18 protein-coding genes are annotated in these 18,498 nt (G+C 41.0%); 15 read left to right on the top strand and 3 right to left on the bottom strand.

Annotated elements, in window-relative coordinates; translation table 11 throughout:
* Positions 1 to 5: 5 nt before the first annotated feature.
* From JWQ54_RS23695 to JWQ54_RS23710, 4 genes are read left to right on the top strand one after another with little or no spacing between them, the layout of a single operon-like run.
* The gene (locus JWQ54_RS23695; protein WP_299590067.1) at positions 6 to 515 is read left to right on the top strand and encodes a DinB family protein; all 510 of its coding nucleotides are present in this window, start codon (positions 6 to 8) and stop codon (positions 513 to 515) included.
* 60 nt (positions 516 to 575) lie between these two features.
* Positions 576 to 962 carry a DoxX family protein gene (locus JWQ54_RS23700; protein WP_299590068.1) on the top strand — a complete coding sequence of 129 codons (387 nt, stop codon included), beginning with the start codon at positions 576 to 578 and terminating at the stop codon, positions 960 to 962.
* Between the two features lie 7 nt (positions 963 to 969).
* Positions 970 to 2,382 carry an MATE family efflux transporter gene (locus tag JWQ54_RS23705; protein WP_299590069.1) on the top strand — a complete coding sequence of 471 codons (1,413 nt, stop codon included), beginning with the start codon at positions 970 to 972 and terminating at the stop codon, positions 2,380 to 2,382.
* A 34-nt stretch (positions 2,383 to 2,416) separates the two neighbouring features.
* On the top strand, positions 2,417 to 2,635 hold the full coding sequence (locus JWQ54_RS23710) for a methyltransferase type 11 (protein WP_299590071.1): 219 nt from the start codon (positions 2,417 to 2,419) through the stop codon (positions 2,633 to 2,635).
* An 80-nt stretch (positions 2,636 to 2,715) separates the two neighbouring features.
* Here the strand turns inward: JWQ54_RS23710 and JWQ54_RS23715 are convergent, their stop codons facing one another.
* On the bottom strand, positions 2,716 to 3,327 hold the full coding sequence (locus JWQ54_RS23715; protein WP_299590072.1) for a YhcH/YjgK/YiaL family protein: 612 nt from the start codon (positions 3,325 to 3,327) through the stop codon (positions 2,716 to 2,718).
* A 186-nt stretch (positions 3,328 to 3,513) separates the two neighbouring features.
* Between JWQ54_RS23715 and kduI the strand changes: the two genes are divergently transcribed.
* The 5 genes from kduI to JWQ54_RS23740 all read left to right on the top strand — a co-directional run bounded on the left by kduI (position 3,514) and on the right by JWQ54_RS23740 (position 9,654).
* Entirely contained in the window at positions 3,514 to 4,344 is an 831-nt protein-coding gene (gene kduI, locus JWQ54_RS23720) for a 5-dehydro-4-deoxy-D-glucuronate isomerase (RefSeq protein ID WP_299590074.1), read from the top strand.
* A gap of 120 nt (positions 4,345 to 4,464) precedes the next feature.
* Positions 4,465 to 5,280, top strand: coding sequence for an SDR family oxidoreductase (locus tag JWQ54_RS23725; RefSeq protein ID WP_299590075.1), 816 nt, complete (start codon positions 4,465 to 4,467; stop codon positions 5,278 to 5,280).
* A 202-nt stretch (positions 5,281 to 5,482) separates the two neighbouring features.
* On the top strand, positions 5,483 to 6,760 hold the full coding sequence (locus JWQ54_RS23730; protein WP_299590077.1) for a serine hydrolase: 1,278 nt from the start codon (positions 5,483 to 5,485) through the stop codon (positions 6,758 to 6,760).
* Positions 6,761 to 6,866: 106 nt separating this feature from the next.
* Positions 6,867 to 8,198 (top strand): Gfo/Idh/MocA family oxidoreductase, encoded by a 1,332-nt coding sequence (locus JWQ54_RS23735; protein WP_299590078.1) that lies wholly within the window; start codon positions 6,867 to 6,869, stop codon positions 8,196 to 8,198.
* Positions 8,199 to 8,280: 82 nt separating this feature from the next.
* Positions 8,281 to 9,654 (top strand): DUF1080 domain-containing protein, encoded by a 1,374-nt coding sequence (locus JWQ54_RS23740; protein ID WP_299590079.1) that lies wholly within the window; start codon positions 8,281 to 8,283, stop codon positions 9,652 to 9,654.
* Positions 9,655 to 9,750: 96 nt separating this feature from the next.
* Here the strand turns inward: JWQ54_RS23740 and JWQ54_RS23745 are convergent, their stop codons facing one another.
* The gene (locus tag JWQ54_RS23745) at positions 9,751 to 10,764 is read right to left on the bottom strand and encodes a cytochrome d ubiquinol oxidase subunit II (RefSeq protein ID WP_299590080.1); all 1,014 of its coding nucleotides are present in this window, start codon (positions 10,762 to 10,764) and stop codon (positions 9,751 to 9,753) included.
* A gap of 10 nt (positions 10,765 to 10,774) precedes the next feature.
* Positions 10,775 to 12,082 (bottom strand): cytochrome ubiquinol oxidase subunit I, encoded by a 1,308-nt coding sequence (locus JWQ54_RS23750; protein ID WP_299590081.1) that lies wholly within the window; start codon positions 12,080 to 12,082, stop codon positions 10,775 to 10,777.
* A gap of 197 nt (positions 12,083 to 12,279) precedes the next feature.
* Here JWQ54_RS23750 and JWQ54_RS23755 point away from each other — a divergent pair, with 197 nt between their 5' ends.
* The 6 genes from JWQ54_RS23755 to JWQ54_RS23780 all read left to right on the top strand — a co-directional run bounded on the left by JWQ54_RS23755 (position 12,280) and on the right by JWQ54_RS23780 (position 18,457).
* Complete coding sequence (locus JWQ54_RS23755) at positions 12,280 to 12,831, top strand: hypothetical protein (RefSeq protein ID WP_299590082.1); 552 nt, start codon at positions 12,280 to 12,282, stop codon at positions 12,829 to 12,831.
* A 235-nt stretch (positions 12,832 to 13,066) separates the two neighbouring features.
* On the top strand, positions 13,067 to 14,005 hold the full coding sequence (locus JWQ54_RS23760; protein ID WP_299590083.1) for a transporter: 939 nt from the start codon (positions 13,067 to 13,069) through the stop codon (positions 14,003 to 14,005).
* 6 nt (positions 14,006 to 14,011) lie between these two features.
* A complete protein-coding gene (locus JWQ54_RS23765) occupies positions 14,012 to 15,568 on the top strand; it encodes a phosphatase PAP2 family protein (protein ID WP_299590084.1) in 1,557 nt (518 codons plus the stop codon).
* A 49-nt stretch (positions 15,569 to 15,617) separates the two neighbouring features.
* Entirely contained in the window at positions 15,618 to 16,718 is a 1,101-nt protein-coding gene (locus JWQ54_RS23770; protein ID WP_299590085.1) for a hypothetical protein, read from the top strand.
* Positions 16,719 to 16,805: 87 nt separating this feature from the next.
* On the top strand, positions 16,806 to 17,270 hold the full coding sequence (locus JWQ54_RS23775; protein ID WP_299590087.1) for a RidA family protein: 465 nt from the start codon (positions 16,806 to 16,808) through the stop codon (positions 17,268 to 17,270).
* Between the two features lie 80 nt (positions 17,271 to 17,350).
* A complete protein-coding gene (locus JWQ54_RS23780) occupies positions 17,351 to 18,457 on the top strand; it encodes a D-TA family PLP-dependent enzyme (protein WP_299590088.1) in 1,107 nt (368 codons plus the stop codon).
* The last annotated feature ends 41 nt before the right edge of the window (positions 18,458 to 18,498 follow it).

The raw sequence follows: 18,498 nt of genomic DNA on the forward strand, positions 1-18,498 counted from the left end.
AACCAATGAAAACACAGGAAATTACAAAGGACGTAAATGAGGCATTGAGCGGACTTATAACACTTCTTTCAAGGTTTGACCAGGAACAAATTAATGTTGTCCCGTTTGAAGGAAGCTGGACCGCCGGTCAATTGGCGCAACATATGGTTAAGGCAAACTCAGGGTTTGCAGATATATTAAAAGGGCCGGTTAAGGACACTGAAAGAAAACCGGATGAAGTTATACCAAAAATAAAAGGTGACTTCCTGAACTTTAATATCAAAATGAAAGCTCCGGATATTCTTATCCCTGAAGCTAAAAACTATGATAAAAATGAATTGGTTTCTGGCTTAAAAAGTATCAGGGAAAATGTGGTTAATGCGGCTGAAACACTTGATCTGACAAAAACATGTATGGCTTTTGAGCTGCCCGTATATGGTTATTTGACAAGGCAGGAGGCGGTTGCTTTTGTAACTTGCCATACCCTAAGGCATACACACCAGTTAAAAAATATTTATCAAAAGCTTATTGAATAATTAATAACTGTAATTAAACTTATTATTATAAATTACAATCACCAATAAAAAAAAATCACGATGAAAAAAATTAACATTCTTTTTTGGGTTTTTAACGGCTTGTTAGCTGCCCTTATGCTATTTTCTGCCATATCAGGCTTTCTTAACCCGGAAGCCGCTAAGGAAATAGTGACCAAACATTTAGGTTATCCTGAGTATTTTGGCGCATCGCTAAGCGTAGCTAAAATATTAGGCGTTATAGCAATACTTATCCCCGGCTTTGCGCGACTTAAAGAATGGGCATACGCAGGTTTTGCATTTGATTTGATCTGGGCTACCTATTCAAGCATATCCGTTGGTGATCCGGCAAAACAGTGGAGCTTCATGTTTGTATTCATCATTCTTTTTGCCCTCGCTTATATCTATCATTTAAAAAAACAAAAAGCGGCGGCTGGCAGTACTAAATAAAAAAATAATGACAAATAATTCTACCTCCCTTAGTTTCAAACGCTTTTTCTTTTTATTAAAACAGGCCATAGCAGGCAGTGAACAGGACTATACAGCAGGAAGCATCCGCAAGGCGGTGTTCCTGCTGGCCATTCCCATGATAATGGAAATGATGATGGAATCTGTTTTTGCGGTGGTAGATATATTTTTTGTAGGTAAGCTGGGTAATGCAGCTGTTGCTACGGTAGGGCTTACGGAATCTGTTCTGAGCCTGGTTTATTCCATAGCAATTGGCTTAAGTATGGCTGCAACTGCATTGGTTGCCCGCAGGGTGGGTGAAAAAAATCTTGAGGGGGCTGCGCATGCAGGCATGCAAACTATCCTTTTTTCTGTTGTGGTCTCGGCCATTATAGCTATTGCGGGTGTTTATTCGGCAGAATCAATTTTACACCTTATGGGTGCAAATGACAAAATGATTGCTGATAATATAGTTTACACTCGCATAATGTTTGGCGGTAACATTGTTATTATGCTGCTGTTTTTGATCAATGGCATCTTTAGAGGGGCCGGGGATGCCAGCATTGCTATGCGAAGCCTTTGGATAGCTAATATCTGTAATATTATACTCTGTCCTTTACTTATTTATGGTTGGGGGCCGGTTCCGGCGCTGGGGTTAAAAGGGGCGGCTATTGCTACTACAGTTGGCAGGGGAATAGGGGTTATGTATCAACTATACCGTTTATTTATCCGTAAAGGTTTGTTGCATTTTTACGCTGCCCAGTTAAAGCCGCATAAAGAATTATTGCTGCAAATTGTAAAAATAGGCAGCACCGGTACTATCCAGTTCCTGGTAAGCTCGGCAAGCTGGATCTTCCTGGCGCGGCTGATGGAGGGCTTTCATGAAGCAGCTATGGCAGGTTACCAGGTATCCATCCGGTTGCTTTTATTTTTCCTGTTGCCTGCCTGGGGCATGAGCAATGCTGCAGCTACTTTAGTTGGGCAAAACCTGGGTGCACGCAAGCCGGAGCGTGCAGAACAAAGTGTTTGGACAACAAGCGGTTATACCATCATCTTTATGGTTTGTGTCAGCCTGTTCTTTTACCTTTTTGGTACACCTGTAGTAAATTTTATGAACAGCGACCCGCAGGCCAGGCAGTATGCCATACAGTCATTACGGATTGTAAGTCTGGGTTATGTGTTTTTCGGTATTGAAATGGTTATGATGAATGCCTTTAACGGGGCTGGTGATACCCGCACGCCAACATTGGTTAACCTTATAGCATTTTGGTTGTTTCAGATCCCGTTGGCATGGGTATTAAGCAAATATTATATAAGAGAGCCGAGGGCTATTTTTTACGCTATCCTTATATCACAGGTTGTGGCAGCTGCATTAAGCTATTACCTGTTTAAAAGAGGCAAATGGAAAACAGTAAAAGTGTAATGGATTTATTTATAAAGCTAATATTCACTTAATTATGGTAGAAATATTCAGAACTAATGTGAAAAATAAAAGATTAGCCGGCAAAGTATTAAAGGTGCTGCAGGCACATTTACCGGCCTTTAATTTTAATTTCGATCTGGATGATTGCGACAGGATCCTGCGTGTGCAAAGTAATGATGCACCTGTTGAATGCACTAAAATAATGCAGATAGTTAAAGGGTATTCAATTGAGATCAGCCTTTTTGAAGATTGATAGTTTTAAGACTTATGAAGTTTACTTCGTAAGTCTTAAAACTCCTGCCTTTTACCTTTCAGCTTTCACCTCTTTCCACCTCATCCGGCCACCTTTATCTTTATCACAATCTTCTTCACCACATCATAACCTGCAACCTTAATATTGGGGCGATGAGCATCCCCCGGGAAAAAGAGGAAAAATATGTCCGGGGTTGCAATATAATATTGCCCTTCGGCATTGTAATTGGCACTGTCATTTGCCTCGCTGTACGGTTTGGTAACTGTAGCTTTTGATACAGGCGCAACACCAATAGTCTCCTGGCCCTTTATAACATGTTGCAGATCGATATAGTTACGGTGCGATTCCCATGCAGAATTTTCAAATTCTTTTGACGGTGCTTCGGTTATTATGGCGTAAACATTGGTCTCATCTATCGGATACCTTCCGGGCTTTAATTTGGTAAGGTCACTGTCCCGTAAAAATGCGAACGCTTTATCCCATGCAGCCTGGTTTTTATGGTATTGTTCAGCAAATACAACTTTATTTACTGATGAGTGTAAGTCCAGCTTAAGCCCGTTCTTCCACTCTTTTTTATTGAGCCAGGTTGTTGCGGCATTTTCATCCCAGGTGTCCTGGGCTAAAGCAACGCCGGTTATTCCTAAAAATACGAAGAGCAGTAGTGATTTTTTGTAAACGGTTAAAGTTTTCATGGTACAATTGGTGCTTAATTTTATTTAGGTTTTTATGGGATGTAAATTAGCTTTTTTTTGTAAAAACTAATTTACCTTTTTTTTGAGAACGTAAATACTAACTTTGGATTTAAGTAGATGGGTTAACTTTTACAACCCACTACGACATTTAAAACCTTTATAATAACATCAAACCAACAAACAACATTGAAAGTTTTACATAGCGTACACCCGGAAGACTTTAAAACCTATGACACATCGTTAATTAGAGAACGGTTTTTAATTGACAATACCGTACAAAAAGATACCATTAACTGTGTTTATACGCATTATGACCGGATGATTGTAGGCACGGCCAACCCGGTTACCCAACAGCTTACTTTAGAAAATTATCCCAACCTTCGTGCCGATTATTTTTTAGAACGCCGCGAAATAGGGATAATTAATGTGGCCGGTGAAGGAACGGTCAAGGCCGACGGACAAGCTTATAACCTGAAAAAATTTGATTGTTTGTACATAGGTAAAGGTGTTAAGCAAGTTACTTTTAGCAGTAATAACAGCAGGGATGCAGCCGTGTTTTATTTGCTCTCGGCCCCGGCACATATGGTATATCCAACAACTTTTATGGGAATAAATGATGCGGCCAAAGTTGAAGCGGGCAATGCAGCAACAGCTAACCTGCGTACTATCAACAAATATATCCATGCGGAAGGGATCAAAAGCAGCCAGTTGGTAATGGGCTTAACCATATTGCAGCCCGGTAGTATTTGGAACACTATGCCTGCACATACGCATGACCGGCGGATGGAAGCTTACTTTTATTTTGATTTGCCGGAAGGGCAAAAAATAGTGCATTATATGGGCGAAGGCAGTGAGACCCGGCACATTATGATGAATAATTATGATGCTGTTGTTTCACCGCCCTGGAGTATTCACTCGGGCAGTGGCACCTGCAATTACAACTTTATTTGGGGAATGGCAGGTGAAAATCTGGATTATACCGATATGGACGCTATTTCAATAAGCGACTTAAGGTAGAGATGAGAAGCAAGAAATCAAGAGTCAGGAATTAAGACGGGAAAATTAATAACTAAACATAAATATTAACTTAAAAACAAGTCTTGAATCTTGACCTCTTGATTCCTGGCTGTTAAAAATATGACTGATAAATTTTCATTAAGCGGAAAAGTAATTGTTGTAACCGGTGGTACCGGTATTTTAGGGAATGCATTTGTAAACGGCATTGTTGAGGCTGGCGGCACTGTTGGTATATTGGGTCGCAATAAAGTGGTTGCCGAAGAACGGGCAGCGCATATTAATGCAAATAGTGGAAAGGCTATTGCATTAGTTGCCGATGTTATGAAGATTGATGAACTGGAGGCTGCCAAAAATAAAATATTGGAAGCATTCGGCAGGGTGGATGGTTTAGTAAACGGAGCCGGTGGTAACATGCCGCAAGGTGTTTTACAGCCTGAGGAGGATATTTTCAGCATGAACCTGCAGGGGATGAAGGAGGTGATGGATCTTAACTTATGGGGTACATTAAATCCTACCCAGGTTTTCGGTGAAGCCATTGCCAAAACAGGGAAAGGCAGCATTGTTAATATATCGTCAATGAACTCAAAAAGGGCCATAACAAAAGTATTGGGTTACAATATGGGGAAGGCAGCTGTTGATTGCTATAACCAATGGTTTGCGGTGGAGCTGGCTAACCGTTATGGCGATGCCATCAGGATGAATGCACTTGCTCCAGGCTTTTTTCTCACCGAGCAAAACAGAAATTTATTAACCCTGCCAGAAGGCGGCTATACCGACAGAGGTGCCAAAGTAATAAGGAACACGCCATTTAAAAGATTCGGACATCCTGATGAATTGATCGGAGCCATTGTTTGGCTGTTAAGCGATGCTTCTGCATTTGTTACCGGATCGATGATCTGCGTTGATGGTGGCTTCTCGATATTTGGAGGAGTGTGAAACATGGTTGATTGGGTTAAATTAAGTTGATTGAGTTGGATTAGGTTAATCTCTTAAAGGGTTTTATTGTAACAAACCTATGAACATTTGATTAACTTATAATCAAATGTTCATACATTTAGTGTATCAATGACAGGTTTTTTATTTTCTATGAAAGCCAGTTAACCTAATAAAAATTATAACCCTTGTAAACCAAATCATTATGGTCAAAAAAAGTCTGTTTGTACTATTGCCGGCTTTGTTTTTTTCTTTCAATACCTTTTGTCAAAGTAATATACTACTGCCCGGGAATCCGGTTACAGAAAGATTTTCACCGGAAAGACTCCAACGGATAGATAAGCTGATTAAGCAATATATAGATTCTGGCTGGGTTGTCGGTGCCGATGCTTTTATAGCCCGGAACGGCAAGATAGTTTATAATAAAGCATTTGGACAGGCTGACGCGGAGAAGAAGATCCCCATGCAAACGGATGCGATCTTCCGGATAGCATCACAAACTAAAGCCATTACCAGTGTTGCCGTAATGATGCTTTTTGAGGAGGGAAAGTTTTTACTTGATGACCCTATCTCCAAATACATCCCATCATTTGCTCACCCTAAAGTACTGGCTGAATTTAACCCTAAAGATTCCACTTATACAACAATTAATGCCAGGCGGGAAATAACTATTCGCGACTTGCTAACCCATACATCAGGTATTGATTATGCTCAGATTGGGTCAAACAACATGAAGGCGATTTATGCAAAGAATGGTATTTATGCCGGTTTTGTTTACGATAAGTTATTACTTGGTGACGCCATTAATAAATTAGGCGCCCTGCCGTTGGTGCACCAGCCCGGTGAGCGGTTCACCTATGGTTTAAATGATGATGTACTTGGTTATTTAATTGAGAAAGTGTCCGGCAAAAGCCTCGATCAGTTTTTCAAAGAACGGATCTTTCAGCCACTCGGCATGAATGATACATACTTCTATTTGCCGCCTTCAAAATATTCAAGACTGACACCTGTTTATACACCAGACAAATTGCGGCACCTTGTTAAAGCGGATGAAACTACCTTCCCCGGTATAAACTGGGATTATCCTAAAACAGCCGGTACATATTATGCAGGCGGGGCAGGCCTAAGCTCAACTATAAAGGACTATGCCATTTTTTTACAGATGATGTTAAATAACGGCGAGTACAATGGTCACCGTTTATTATCAAGGCATACTGTTGAAATGATGACCATGAACCAGATTGGTAATTTGAATTTAGACAGGAATAAATTCGGGCTGGGCTTTGAGATAGGCACAAAGGATGGGCAGGCTAAGCTGGGTCAAACCGAGGGCTCATTAAGCTGGGGCGGATTTTATGGCACCATTTATTGGGCCGATCCTAAAGAGCACATGGTGTGCCTGCTCTATGTGCAGGAATGGCCTTACCCGCATGGCGAGCTATCGGATAAGTTTAAAGTATTAGTGTATTCGACATTAGAATAGTTGATTAGGTTGATTGAGTTGGATTGGGTTGATTAGGTTAGAAACCATACCCGGCGAACTCAGTTAACTTAATCTAACTCAATCCAACTTAATCTAACTAACAAACATGATCAACAGAAGAAAATTTATTCAAACCACATCCGTAGCAGGAACAAGTTTTCTGCTTGCCCCCCAATTAGGAAAGGCTGCCGGTTTTTTCAAAGGCTCGCCAAACGAAAAGGTGGTGGTAGGTATGATGGGTACTCATAGCCGCGGACTTTATCTTGCTCAAAACTTTGCAAAAATTCCAAACACCGAAATTGGGTTTGTGTGTGATGTGGATTCGAAGGTTGTTGAAAACACCATTGCCGATATTTATAAGCGCACAGGTAAAAAGCCGGAAGGATTTACCGATATAAGAAAACTGCTGGAGAAAAAGGATGTGGACGCGATTGTTATAGCGGCGCCCGACCACTGGCACGCCCCTGCAACCATAATTGCTTGCCAGGCCGGCAAACATGTGTATGTTGAGAAACCATGCAGCCATAATCCGCATGAAGGCGAGATGGCGGTAGCAGCGTCAAAAAAATATAATCGCCTTGTACAGATGGGCAGTCAGCGCCGTTCATTTAACAATGTACAGGGAATGGTTAAGGAACTGCGCGATGGCGTTATAGGCCGTACTTATTATGCAAAAGGATGGTACACCAATCACCGTGAAAGCATTGGCATTGGCAAGCAGGTTGCTGTTCCGTCAAACTTAAACTATGAGCTATGGCAAGGCCCTGCGCCGCGCAAAGCATACCGGGATAACCTGATCCACTATAACTGGCACTGGTTCTGGAACTGGGGGACAGGAGAAGCATTAAATAACGGTACGCACGAGCTGGATGTGATCCGCTGGGGGCTAGGTGTTGATTTCCCAACTAAAGTGGTTTCAACCGGCGGGCGATTCCATTTTAAGGACGATTGGCAAACACCTGATACACAAAATATCCTTTATAATTTCCCAAATGATACAGCAGCCGAATGGGAGGGAAGAAGCTGTAATGGTTATAACATGGAAGGGTTAGGCCGTGGAGTTATATTTTATGGCGATAAAGGGACACTGTTTTATACGGGCGGAAACGGCTACAAGATCTACGATGGCGAAAATAAGCTGGTAAGAGAAGTTAAGGATGAAGTTCCTGTTGATGCCACAAACAAGGTGAGCCCTACAGAAGCGCTTGACGGTATGCACATGAAAAACTTTATTGAATCAATACAGGGAACAGCAAAATTGAATTGCCCTATTGAAACAGGATTTAAATCAACGCTGTTGCCCCAGCTGGGAAATATATCATACCGGGTTGACCGGGTATTGCATATCGACCCATCAAACGGCCATATTTTAAATGACCCTGAGGCGATGAGGCTTTGGAGCAGGGAATATGAAAAAGGGTGGGAGCCAAAAGTGTAGATTTTTAGCCCTCCTTACCGTTTACGGAAGGGAGGGGAATTGAAAAAAGCTTATTGAATTAGTCACAATATCCATATCTAACATGAAAAAACTAACTATTAATGCTGCAATTATTCTGTTGTTTGCAGCTTTCACTATCCCGTTTAAAGCCAAATCACAAAGCACACCGGGTTTATTTGACGGCAAGACTCTTAAAGGCTGGAAACGCCTGGCCGGCACTGCTGATTATAAAGTTGAGAACGGTGCTATTGTTGGTACAACGGTATTAAACTCAGGCAATACTTTCCTGGTAACAGAAAAAGAATACGGTAATTTTATTTTGGAACTGGATACCAAAATTGAAAGTACGTTAAGCAATTCAGGGGTTCAAACCCGTAGTCACTATGACCCGGCCGGGAATAAAGGGAAAGGCAAAGTATACGGCAGGCAGTTTGAAATTGATCCGTCAGACCGTAAATGGTCGGGAGGGATCTATGATGAGGGCCGCAGGGATTGGTTATATCCGCTTGATCTGCATGCCAAAGCAAAGGATGTTTTTAAAGTGGGAGAATATAACCACATCCGCATTGAATGCATCGGCAATGAAATGCGCACCTGGATAAATGGTGTTGCAATAGCCAATGTGGTTGATACGGTGGATAGCAAGGGTTTTATAGGTTTGCAGGTACATGCCGTAAGCAAGGAAGAACAAGCTGGTAAAAAGGTTTATTTTAAAAACATCCGCATCCAAACCGAAAACCTAAAAAAAGCGCCATTCCCGAAAGATATTTACACCGTTAATTTATCGCCAAACTCACTTTCAGCAAATGAAAAAGCCGGCGGATGGAAACTACTATATGATGGTCATACGCCCAAAGGCTGGCATGGCGCAACAATTGCAACGTTTCCAACCAAAGGCTGGGAGTATGCAAAAGGGGCAATGCATGTATTGCCATCAGAAGGAAAAGAAGAATCAGGTGGTGGTGACGTGGTTACTGATGATTTGTACAGCGCATTTGACTTGTCGTTCGAGTTTAAACTGACTCCCGGGGCAAACAGCGGGCTAAAATATTTTGTTACGTTGTCTGAAGTTACAAAAGGCTCTGCCATTGGTTTGGAGTACCAGGTATTGGATGATAAGCTGCATCCGGATGCAAAGCTTGGCCGCGATGGCGACCGGACCTTATCATCGCTTTATGATTTGATCCCCGCAAAAAAACAGGATCGTTTTGTTCACCCGATAGGCGCATGGAACACAGGAAGAGTAGTTGTTTACCCTAATAACCATGTTGAACATTATTTAAATGGTGTAAAAGTGCTTGAATATGAAAGAGGTTCAAAGGAATTTCGTGACCTGGTAGCTATAAGTAAATTCGTTGTATGGAAAAACTTTGGCGAAGCTAAGGAAGGGCACCTGCTGTTGCAGGATCATGGTAATGAAGTGTTTTTCAGGAGCATAAAGGTGAAGAGGCTGTAGGCTTTTTTTTGTCTGAATCAGAATTTACAGGATTTTAGAATTAACAGAATATCTCAAAATGAATCTTGAACATTCTTTAATTTTGAAAATTCTGATTCAGACAACCTCACCCTTCTTTTGAAAACTATAATACAAATAAAATAATGAGGGAAGGATCAGCACGCTGCCGGTCATGAGTCCGAGCGCTAAAACTTCAATTGTTTTTGCCGGCGCATGGTAGGCAAACAGGGATAGATTTTGTCCGCCTTTTATCATTACCAAATAGGGATAATGCATATATCCAACTGCCAGGAGGATCATGGTAACCTGGAAACCGGCTCCAATGCGGATTATTTTTCTTTTGCCTTTATTGATCAGGATCCATGATGCGGCCAATGAAATTGAAGCTGCAATAACTGCTGTAAGGCTAACCGGGTTTCCAAAGATCCAATGTGCCATGTGGATATGCTCAATTTCGGAAGCAATAAAAACCATTCCGCCAAAAACTACGGCCAGGATGTTCATTACCTTGGCTTTTAAAATAAACCGCTTCACATCATGTTCGTTATCCGCTTCGCCAATAAGGTAAATGGCGGCAAGGTACCCGCTTAAGGCAACAGTAAACAAGCCAACGGCCACCGAAAAGTAGTTTAACCAGCTAAATATATAAGCATCTAAAAATGATGCAGCATGCGGATCTATCTGCCTTGAAATAGCGCTCCCTGCTATAATCCCTAAAAACAGCGGCGTTATAAAGCTTGAATACACAAATACCTTATTATAGATCCGCTGTGTGTTTTCTCCTTTTATGGCATCATAGTTCCTGAATGCAAATGCTGTTCCTCTTGCTGTAATTCCTAACAACATGATGAGTAACGGAATATGCAGGTAGGTGCACATGGTGCTATATATAGCAGGAAAAGCTACAAACATTATTACCACTGCAATTATCAGCCACATATGGTTTGCTTCCCAAATAGGCCCAATGGCCTGGTAACTGGTTTTACGGGTACGCGGCTTATTTTTTTCGGAAGTAAAAAGCTCGATAATCCCCGCTCCAAAATCAGCACCGCCAAGCAGGAAATATAATACTATAGACAAAAACAGGAAGGATATAACTATATACAGCATAAGCTTTAATTTAACGGTCGTACAATTCAGGAACCATTTTTATCTGTCGCTTTAATAAAAATATTACAGCCACACTTAATATAATGTAAACGGCGGTAAACAGGTAAAACGAATAATTAATGCCGGGCATTGGCGTAACTGCTTCACTGGTGCGCATTACACCCTGTATTATCCAGGGTTGGCGGCCAACTTCGGTAACCGTCCAGCCGGCCTCCACTGCTATAAAACCAAATGGAGTTGATAAGATAAACAGGTTAAGGAACCATTTTTTTGAGAGCCAGCTTTTCTTTTTCCATATCGCCACAAAATATAAGATTCCGATAAGCATCATTACAGAGCCGATAGCAATCATTATTTCAAAAGCTATATGGGTAATTGTAATTGGCGGCTGATCTTTTTTGGGGATAGTATCCAGAGCCTTTACCGGCTGTTTAAAATCGTCATACACTAAAAAGCTTAACAGCCCGGGGATCTCAATGCCATAATTTATTTTTTTGTTTGCAGTATCAGGTATGCCGCCAATGGTAAGGGGGGAATAAGGCTGTGTATGAAAATAAGCTTCCATAGCAGCCAGTTTGGCAGGTTGTTTGTCGGCCGCATTTTTTGCAGATATATCACCACTAAACGGCTGCAATATGGCTGCAATGGCCCCGAAAACTATAGCTATTTTAAATGCCTTAGTATGAAACTGAATATTTTGCCTTTTGGCGATCATTAAAGCGTGGATGCCTGCCACAGCAAAGCCGGTTGCCAAAAATGCGGCAATTGTCATATGCAGCGCTTCTGAAAACCACGAGCCATTGAACATAGCTTTTATCGGGTCGATGTTAAGGTATTGGCCATTAACAAAATCAAAGCCTGAAGGGTTGTTCATCCATGAATTTGCCGAAACCACCAAAATGCCGGATGCTATCCCGCTTACACCTACCATTACACCCGTACACCAGTGAAACCATTTGTTAAACTTGTTCCACCCGTAAAGAAAAAAGCCTAAGGCAATAGCTTCAATAAAGAAAGCTACCCCTTCCAATGAAAAGGGCATACCAAATATTGGGCCTGCATGTTCCATAAATTTAGGCCATAGTAAGCCTAATTCAAACGACAGGATAGTGCCCGACACAGCTCCGGTAGCAAAAAATATGGCGACCCCTTTGCTCCATGCCTGTGTTATGTTCTTATAAACAGGTTCCCCGGTTTTTATCCATTTATAGTGTGAGATAGCCATAAAGACGGGCATCACCATGCCAATACAAGAGTATATAATGTGAAAGCCCAATGAGATGGCCATTTGCGACCGTGCGGCAATAAAATCGTCCATTTAGTGATATTAAATATGGTACAGCACAAATATACCCATAACTAAAATGAACTGATGACCAGCGCAAAAATGATTACTAAATAGAATATTTCTAAATATTAATCTTATTTAATATTTTTCAAAAAAATATTGCATTGTTAAACTAAAAATTATATACATTTACTACCGAGAAGTAAGCCATAGTTATACCTTATTAATTGAAACGGTTATTTGCCATTGGAATGTTGTGTGTTCACCTGTTTACGATAGGTGGATATTCTTTGCTGTTTCAATATTACATCCATAAATCGGATGTGCAAATGGTTAAGGAGATCTTTGATAATAAGATAGACGATGCCAAGCTTATTGAGATAAAGATCCCTGTTAATATGCCCACTTTACAAGATTGGAAAGAATATGAGGTAGTACAAGGCCAGATCCAACTAAAAGATGCATTTTATAACTATGTGAGGCTTAAAATGACCCACGATACCATGTATTTTGTTTGTATCCCCAATACGGTTAAAACTCACCTTGTAAAAGCAAACATTATTACTGCCAACCAGATAAATGACGTGCCACTAACTAAAAAGGGACACGATGCATCTTTCAAAAAAATCAACACCCTTAGTGACTATAATTTACAGGCGTTTAAATACCATTACCAGGAATTTGAAACACAGCTTAAACCTAATGACAAGTCTGTATCTTTTAAACTGAACAGTCCTTTTATCGACTCTCCGGGTAAACCACCCAATTTTATCAGCTAAAACTGCTTTATAACATGTTTTGTGCGGCCTTATTTTATAAGGTTGTTAATTCAATTTGTTTGTAGTCAAAAATGCTGTATTATATGTTTGTGCATATTGCATGTTTAACTATAACTCCTTGTATCAAAGCTTATAGCAGTTTCTCTTTTAATGCTGATTTTATCTGTAGCCAGGTTTTTACCCGATTAAGCACATTTATTACTTTCTTAACCTTTTATTCTTTTAACTAAAGACCATGATTAGATCTTTACACCTATATTTTTATAGGTATTGTTTAGCCGTTTGCTGTTGCGTTGCTTTTTCGCAGACAGCCAATGCGCAAACGGATGCCGATGCATTAATGATCCCTAAGAACTTTCTCTGTACAGGTGTTGTATACACCCACAGCGACTGGAAAAACTATTGGGAAGGAACTTTTAAACGCAATAATGCCAACATTGGCACGTTGTCAACCAATTCATTTATGGCTGTAGGCAACTACGGGCTAACTAATAAGCTTGACATTCTGGCAATGGCGCCATATGTTAAAACAAATGCATCGCGGGGGACACTTAAAGGCCAAAGCGGTGTTCAGGACCTGACAGTAGCTTTAAAATATCTTGCTTTTATCAGTGAAATTGGCAAAGGACTTTTCAGCATCCATGCTATTGCTGAAGGATCAATTCCGTTAACTAATTATGAACCCGATTTTTTACCTGTATCTATTGGTTTACACAGTAAATCGGTATCGCTGCGCGGGCTTTTAAATTACCAAACCGGCCGTTTTTTTGTTGCCGGTGCAGGCCAGTATATTTTACGCAGCAATATAACTATCGACCGAAATTCTTACTATACAGACCATCTGATATACAGCAACGAGGTAGCTATGCCAAATGTATCAAACTTGTTGTTCAGCGCCGGTTACCGTAGCCTCAAATTAAATATTGAAGGTATTGTTTCACATACCACCACACAGGGCGGTTTTGATATCCGTAAAAACGATATGCCTTTCCCCGGTAACAGGATGAACATGACAACAGTTGGTGGGCTTGCAAAATACAGCTTTGAAAATGTAACAGGCCTTGAGCTTACTGTTGGTGGTAATTATGTAGTAAGTGGCAGAAATGTTGGTCAAAGCACCAATTTATTCGCATCTGTATATTATATCCTTGATTTTTCAAAAAAAACTAAATAAATAGCCATGAAAAGACATATACATTATATAATGACGTTGTTCGCGTTAACAGCATCAGTTTTTTTAGGGTCCTGTAAAAAAGGAGTGATTGATCGCACTACACAATACCCTGCACTTGCTCCGGCAAATATCGATCTGAATGCCGATACCTGGAAACCTGTGTTAGCAAAAGACCCTACAGTGTTCAACATGCCGGCTCCGGATGCTACTAATTCGGCAGCTTATGCGGCAGACATAAGCGAAATAAAATCATACCAGGGCAAATTAACTGACGATCAAAAAGCCATAGTTAAATACTGGAGCGCAGGCGCTGTATTGAGGTGGAATGAAATTTTACGTGACCTGGTGGCCAAGCATAATTTACCGCCATATCAAAATGCTGACGGTACCTATCCTTTTCCAAATGCTGCTAACCCGTTTGCTTATCCGCTGTTCCCTTTTTCAAATCCGCCATATGCGGCACGCGCTTATGCTTATGTAAGTGCTGCCCAATATGACGCTTTGGTAACCGCATATCATTATAAAAACATGTATAACCGTGCGGCGCCATACACTTTTGATGCAAGTATAAAACCACTCATTCCAAAGTCTGCATTGCCATCATACCCAAGTGAAGATGCTGTTGTTGCAGGTGCTACAGTGCAGATAATGAAGCTGTTGTTTCCTGCTGATATAGACTATATTACTCAAAAAGCGGCCGATGAAAAGTTATACCGTATAATGGCTGGAGCCAATGTAAGAGGTGAGCTTAATGCAGGTGAGGCTTTAGGCACTAAAGTTGCAGATGTTTTTGTAGCCCGTGCCAAAGCAGACCGCGCCGGAAAAGCAATTGGTACCCCGGCATTATGGGCACAATTACAAACACAAACAGCTGCAAGGGGCGAACAATACTGGATAAGCCTGGAATCGCCATTAAGGCCTCCGATGCTTCCGCTATTTGGTAAGGCTTTACCGTTTTTATTCGATACACTTACTGTTGTCGCATTAAGACCAGCGCCGCCTTATGCAACAAACTCTGATGCATTTAAAAAAGAGGTTGCAGAAGTACTTACCTACAGCGAAAACCCAACCCGCGAACACCAGGCAATAGTTGAGTTTTGGGCCGATGGTGTTGGTACTTATACACCACCAGGGCACTGGAACGCTATTGCAGCAGACGAGTTTGTAAAGCAAAATTACAGCGAAGTGCGCTGGGCCCGCAATTTTGCCCTGTTAAACATGGCCGAAATGGATGCCGCAATTGTTTGCTGGGATACCAAGTATTTTTACTTTAACCAACGCCCAACCCAGGCAAATCCTAAAATTAAAACATTAACTGGCATTCCTAATTTCCCGGCTTATACATCAGGCCACTCAAATTTTAGTGCTGCTGCTGCTACGGTATTAACCTATTTACTGCCTGACAGGGGCAATAAATTTAATGATCTGGCCAGCCAGGCATCATTGTCGCGGCTATATGGCGCGATCCATTACCGCTCAGATATTGAAGCTGGTATGGCTACAGGAATCAAAGTTGGCCAGTATGCAGTGCAACGGGCAAAAACTGACGGAGCAGGAAATTAAACAGACCTAAATAAATGTCAAATTAAACCAAAATAGCATATTATAAATCATGAAACTTACACTTAAATTATTTCTGGCATTATCCTTATTTTTAATATTTGAACATTCGAATACTTTTGCACAGGGCTGTGTAGCCATTCGCAGCACTGGTGGACTTTGTACAATGAGTGACCACCCGGATAGCCTTTCACCTCAGGGAGGTTGGCTTTTTAATGCCAACAGCCGGTATTTCAGGTCATTCCGGCATTTTGTAGGAAAGGATGAGCAAAAACAGCGAATCCAAATGGGCACCAATGTAATAAATCATGCCTTTACGCAGGACTTTACCATCACCCGGAACTTTAATAATAGATGGTCATTTGCTTTAGATGCTCCTTTAGTTATAAATAATCGTTCCTCTTTATATGAGCATGGCGGTTCACAACGTCGTTCAACTCAGTCATCTGGTCTGGGTGATATCAGGTTAACAGGTTATACGTGGCTTTTAAATCCTCAAAAAGCTCATAAAGGTAATATTCAGGCAGGGTTAGGTATCAAACTTCCAACAGGTAAAGATAATTATGAGGATGATTTTTATAATGTAGGCCCTAATGGTTCGTCACGCCGTGGCCCGGTTGATCAGTCGATACAACCCGGTGATGGCGGCTGGGGAGTTACCACAGAGATAAATGCATATTATAATTTTACACATAGCTTTGGCATGTACGGCACATTCTTTTACTTATTCAATCCCCGCGATGTAAATGGTGTTTCAACAGCCAGGGGAGGCACAGCAAGTGCATCTGCAATAGCATATACAACTAATGTTATGAGCGTTCCCGACCAGGAACTTGTACGCATTGGTTTTAGCTTAGGAACCAAAAATTTTGATTTTTCTGCCGGTGCACGTTATGAGTGTTTACCCGTTAGGGATGTTATTGGTAAAAGTGATGGCTTCAGGCGGCCGGGTTACATTTTATCAGCCGAACCGGGTGTAACTTACCGGCTTAAAAAGTTTTCAATTTATGCATTTGTACCGGTTGCTTTAATGCGCGATCGTACGCAAAGCGTAGCTGATATAAGACAAACAGAAGCAACAGGTGTTTATAAACAGGGTGATGCTGCTTTTGCTGATTACGTTGTTAATATTGGCGTAACTGTTAAGTTTTAATGTAGTTGATTGTTTGATTTATCAAAGCCGGGCGTGAGATACCCGGCTTTTTCTTTTTATGTTTGTTTTTAATTATACCTTTTAAAAATGAATACAGCTGATCAGAACTTTGCTGCGCTGGGCCTTAACCTGCCACCGGCGCCAAAACCGCTTGGGGTTTATAAACCCTGTTTAATTGATGGGAAATATTTATATGTATCGGGCCATGGCACGGTTCAGGATGACGGGAGCCTGATCATTGGGCGAATAGGCGAGGCGCTAACGCCAGATGAGGGTAAACTTGCAGCAAGACAAGTTGGTTTGGCTATACTGGCGACTATAATAGCCAACCTGGGCACGCTAAACAAAGTGAAAAGAGTTATAAAAGTATTGGGCATGGTTAATTGTAAACCCGATTTTGAAAAGCATCCTTTCATTATTAACGGCTGCAGTGAATTGTTTGCTAAGATTTGGGGTGAGGATAACGGAATAGGTGTCCGCAGCGCTGTTGGAATGGGATCATTACCTGATAATATTCCGGTGGAGATAGAAGCTTTATTTGAACTTTTCTGAGTCATGAGTCATTTTTTTTGACTGCACTCATTATTATAACATCGACTTAATGCTCTGGACTCAAGACTTTTGACTTAAAAATGGATTGGTACATTATAAATGATATTGAAAAATTAGATACACCTGCTTTGGTTGTTTATCCTGCCAGGGTAAAACAAAATATTGACCTGCTTATCGGTATGATAGATAATGTTAACCGATTAAGACCGCATGTTAAAACTCATAAAAGCAAGGATGTTACGCTATTGATGCTTAAAGCAGGCATCACTAAGTTTAAATGCGCCACTATTGCAGAGGCCGAAATGCTGGCTATGTGTAATGCTCCGGATATTTTACTGGCTTATCAGCCCATTGGGCCTAAATTAGAACGGTTTGTTGAGCTTATAATTTCTTACCCCCATATCAAATTCTCCTGCCTTGTTGATAATATAAAAGCTGCCGCCGAAATATCCGATGTGGCAATAAAAAATAAAGTAAAGATTTCGGTTTATATTGATTTGAACGTAGGGCAAAACCGTACAGGCATAAAACCAGGTAACGGCGCACTGCAGCTTTATATTGATTGTGATATTTTAAGCGGGATAGATGTAATAGGCTTGCATGCTTATGATGGTCATATCCATGAGGCTGACCTTAATATCAGGACTAAAATCTGTAATGAATGCTTTGAACCGGTAATTAAACTGCAAGCTGATTTGGTAGAAAAAGGATATGCTAAGCCGGTAATTGTGGCAGGGGGATCGCCAACTTTTCCTGTCCATGCTAAACGGTCAGATGTAGAATGTAGTCCTGGCACATTTGTTTATTGGGACAAGGGATATGAAACAAGCTTTACGGAACAGCAGTTTTTACCTGCTGCATTGGTTGTAACAAGAATTATATCCCTGCCTGATGAAACTAAGTTATGTTTGGATCTGGGCCATAAATCAATAGCGGCTGAAAGAGAGCTAAAAAGCAGGGTGTATTTAATGAATACCACCGGACTGGAAGTTGTTAGCCAAAGTGAAGAACATTTGGTTGTGGAGGCAGACAAAGGCCATAAATATAAACCGGGCGACGTGATCTATGGAATGCCTTATCATATTTGTCCTACTGTAGCTTTATATGAAAGAGCAATTACCATTGAAAATAACCAGACAAGCGGAGAATGGAAAAACATTGCCCGCGACAGAAAAATAACGATATAAACAACCATTCACTTAATCAACCCAATCTAACCCAATCAACT

The sequence above is a fragment of the Mucilaginibacter sp. genome (assembly GCF_028288225.1).
Lineage (GTDB): Bacteria > Bacteroidota > Bacteroidia > Sphingobacteriales > Sphingobacteriaceae > Mucilaginibacter.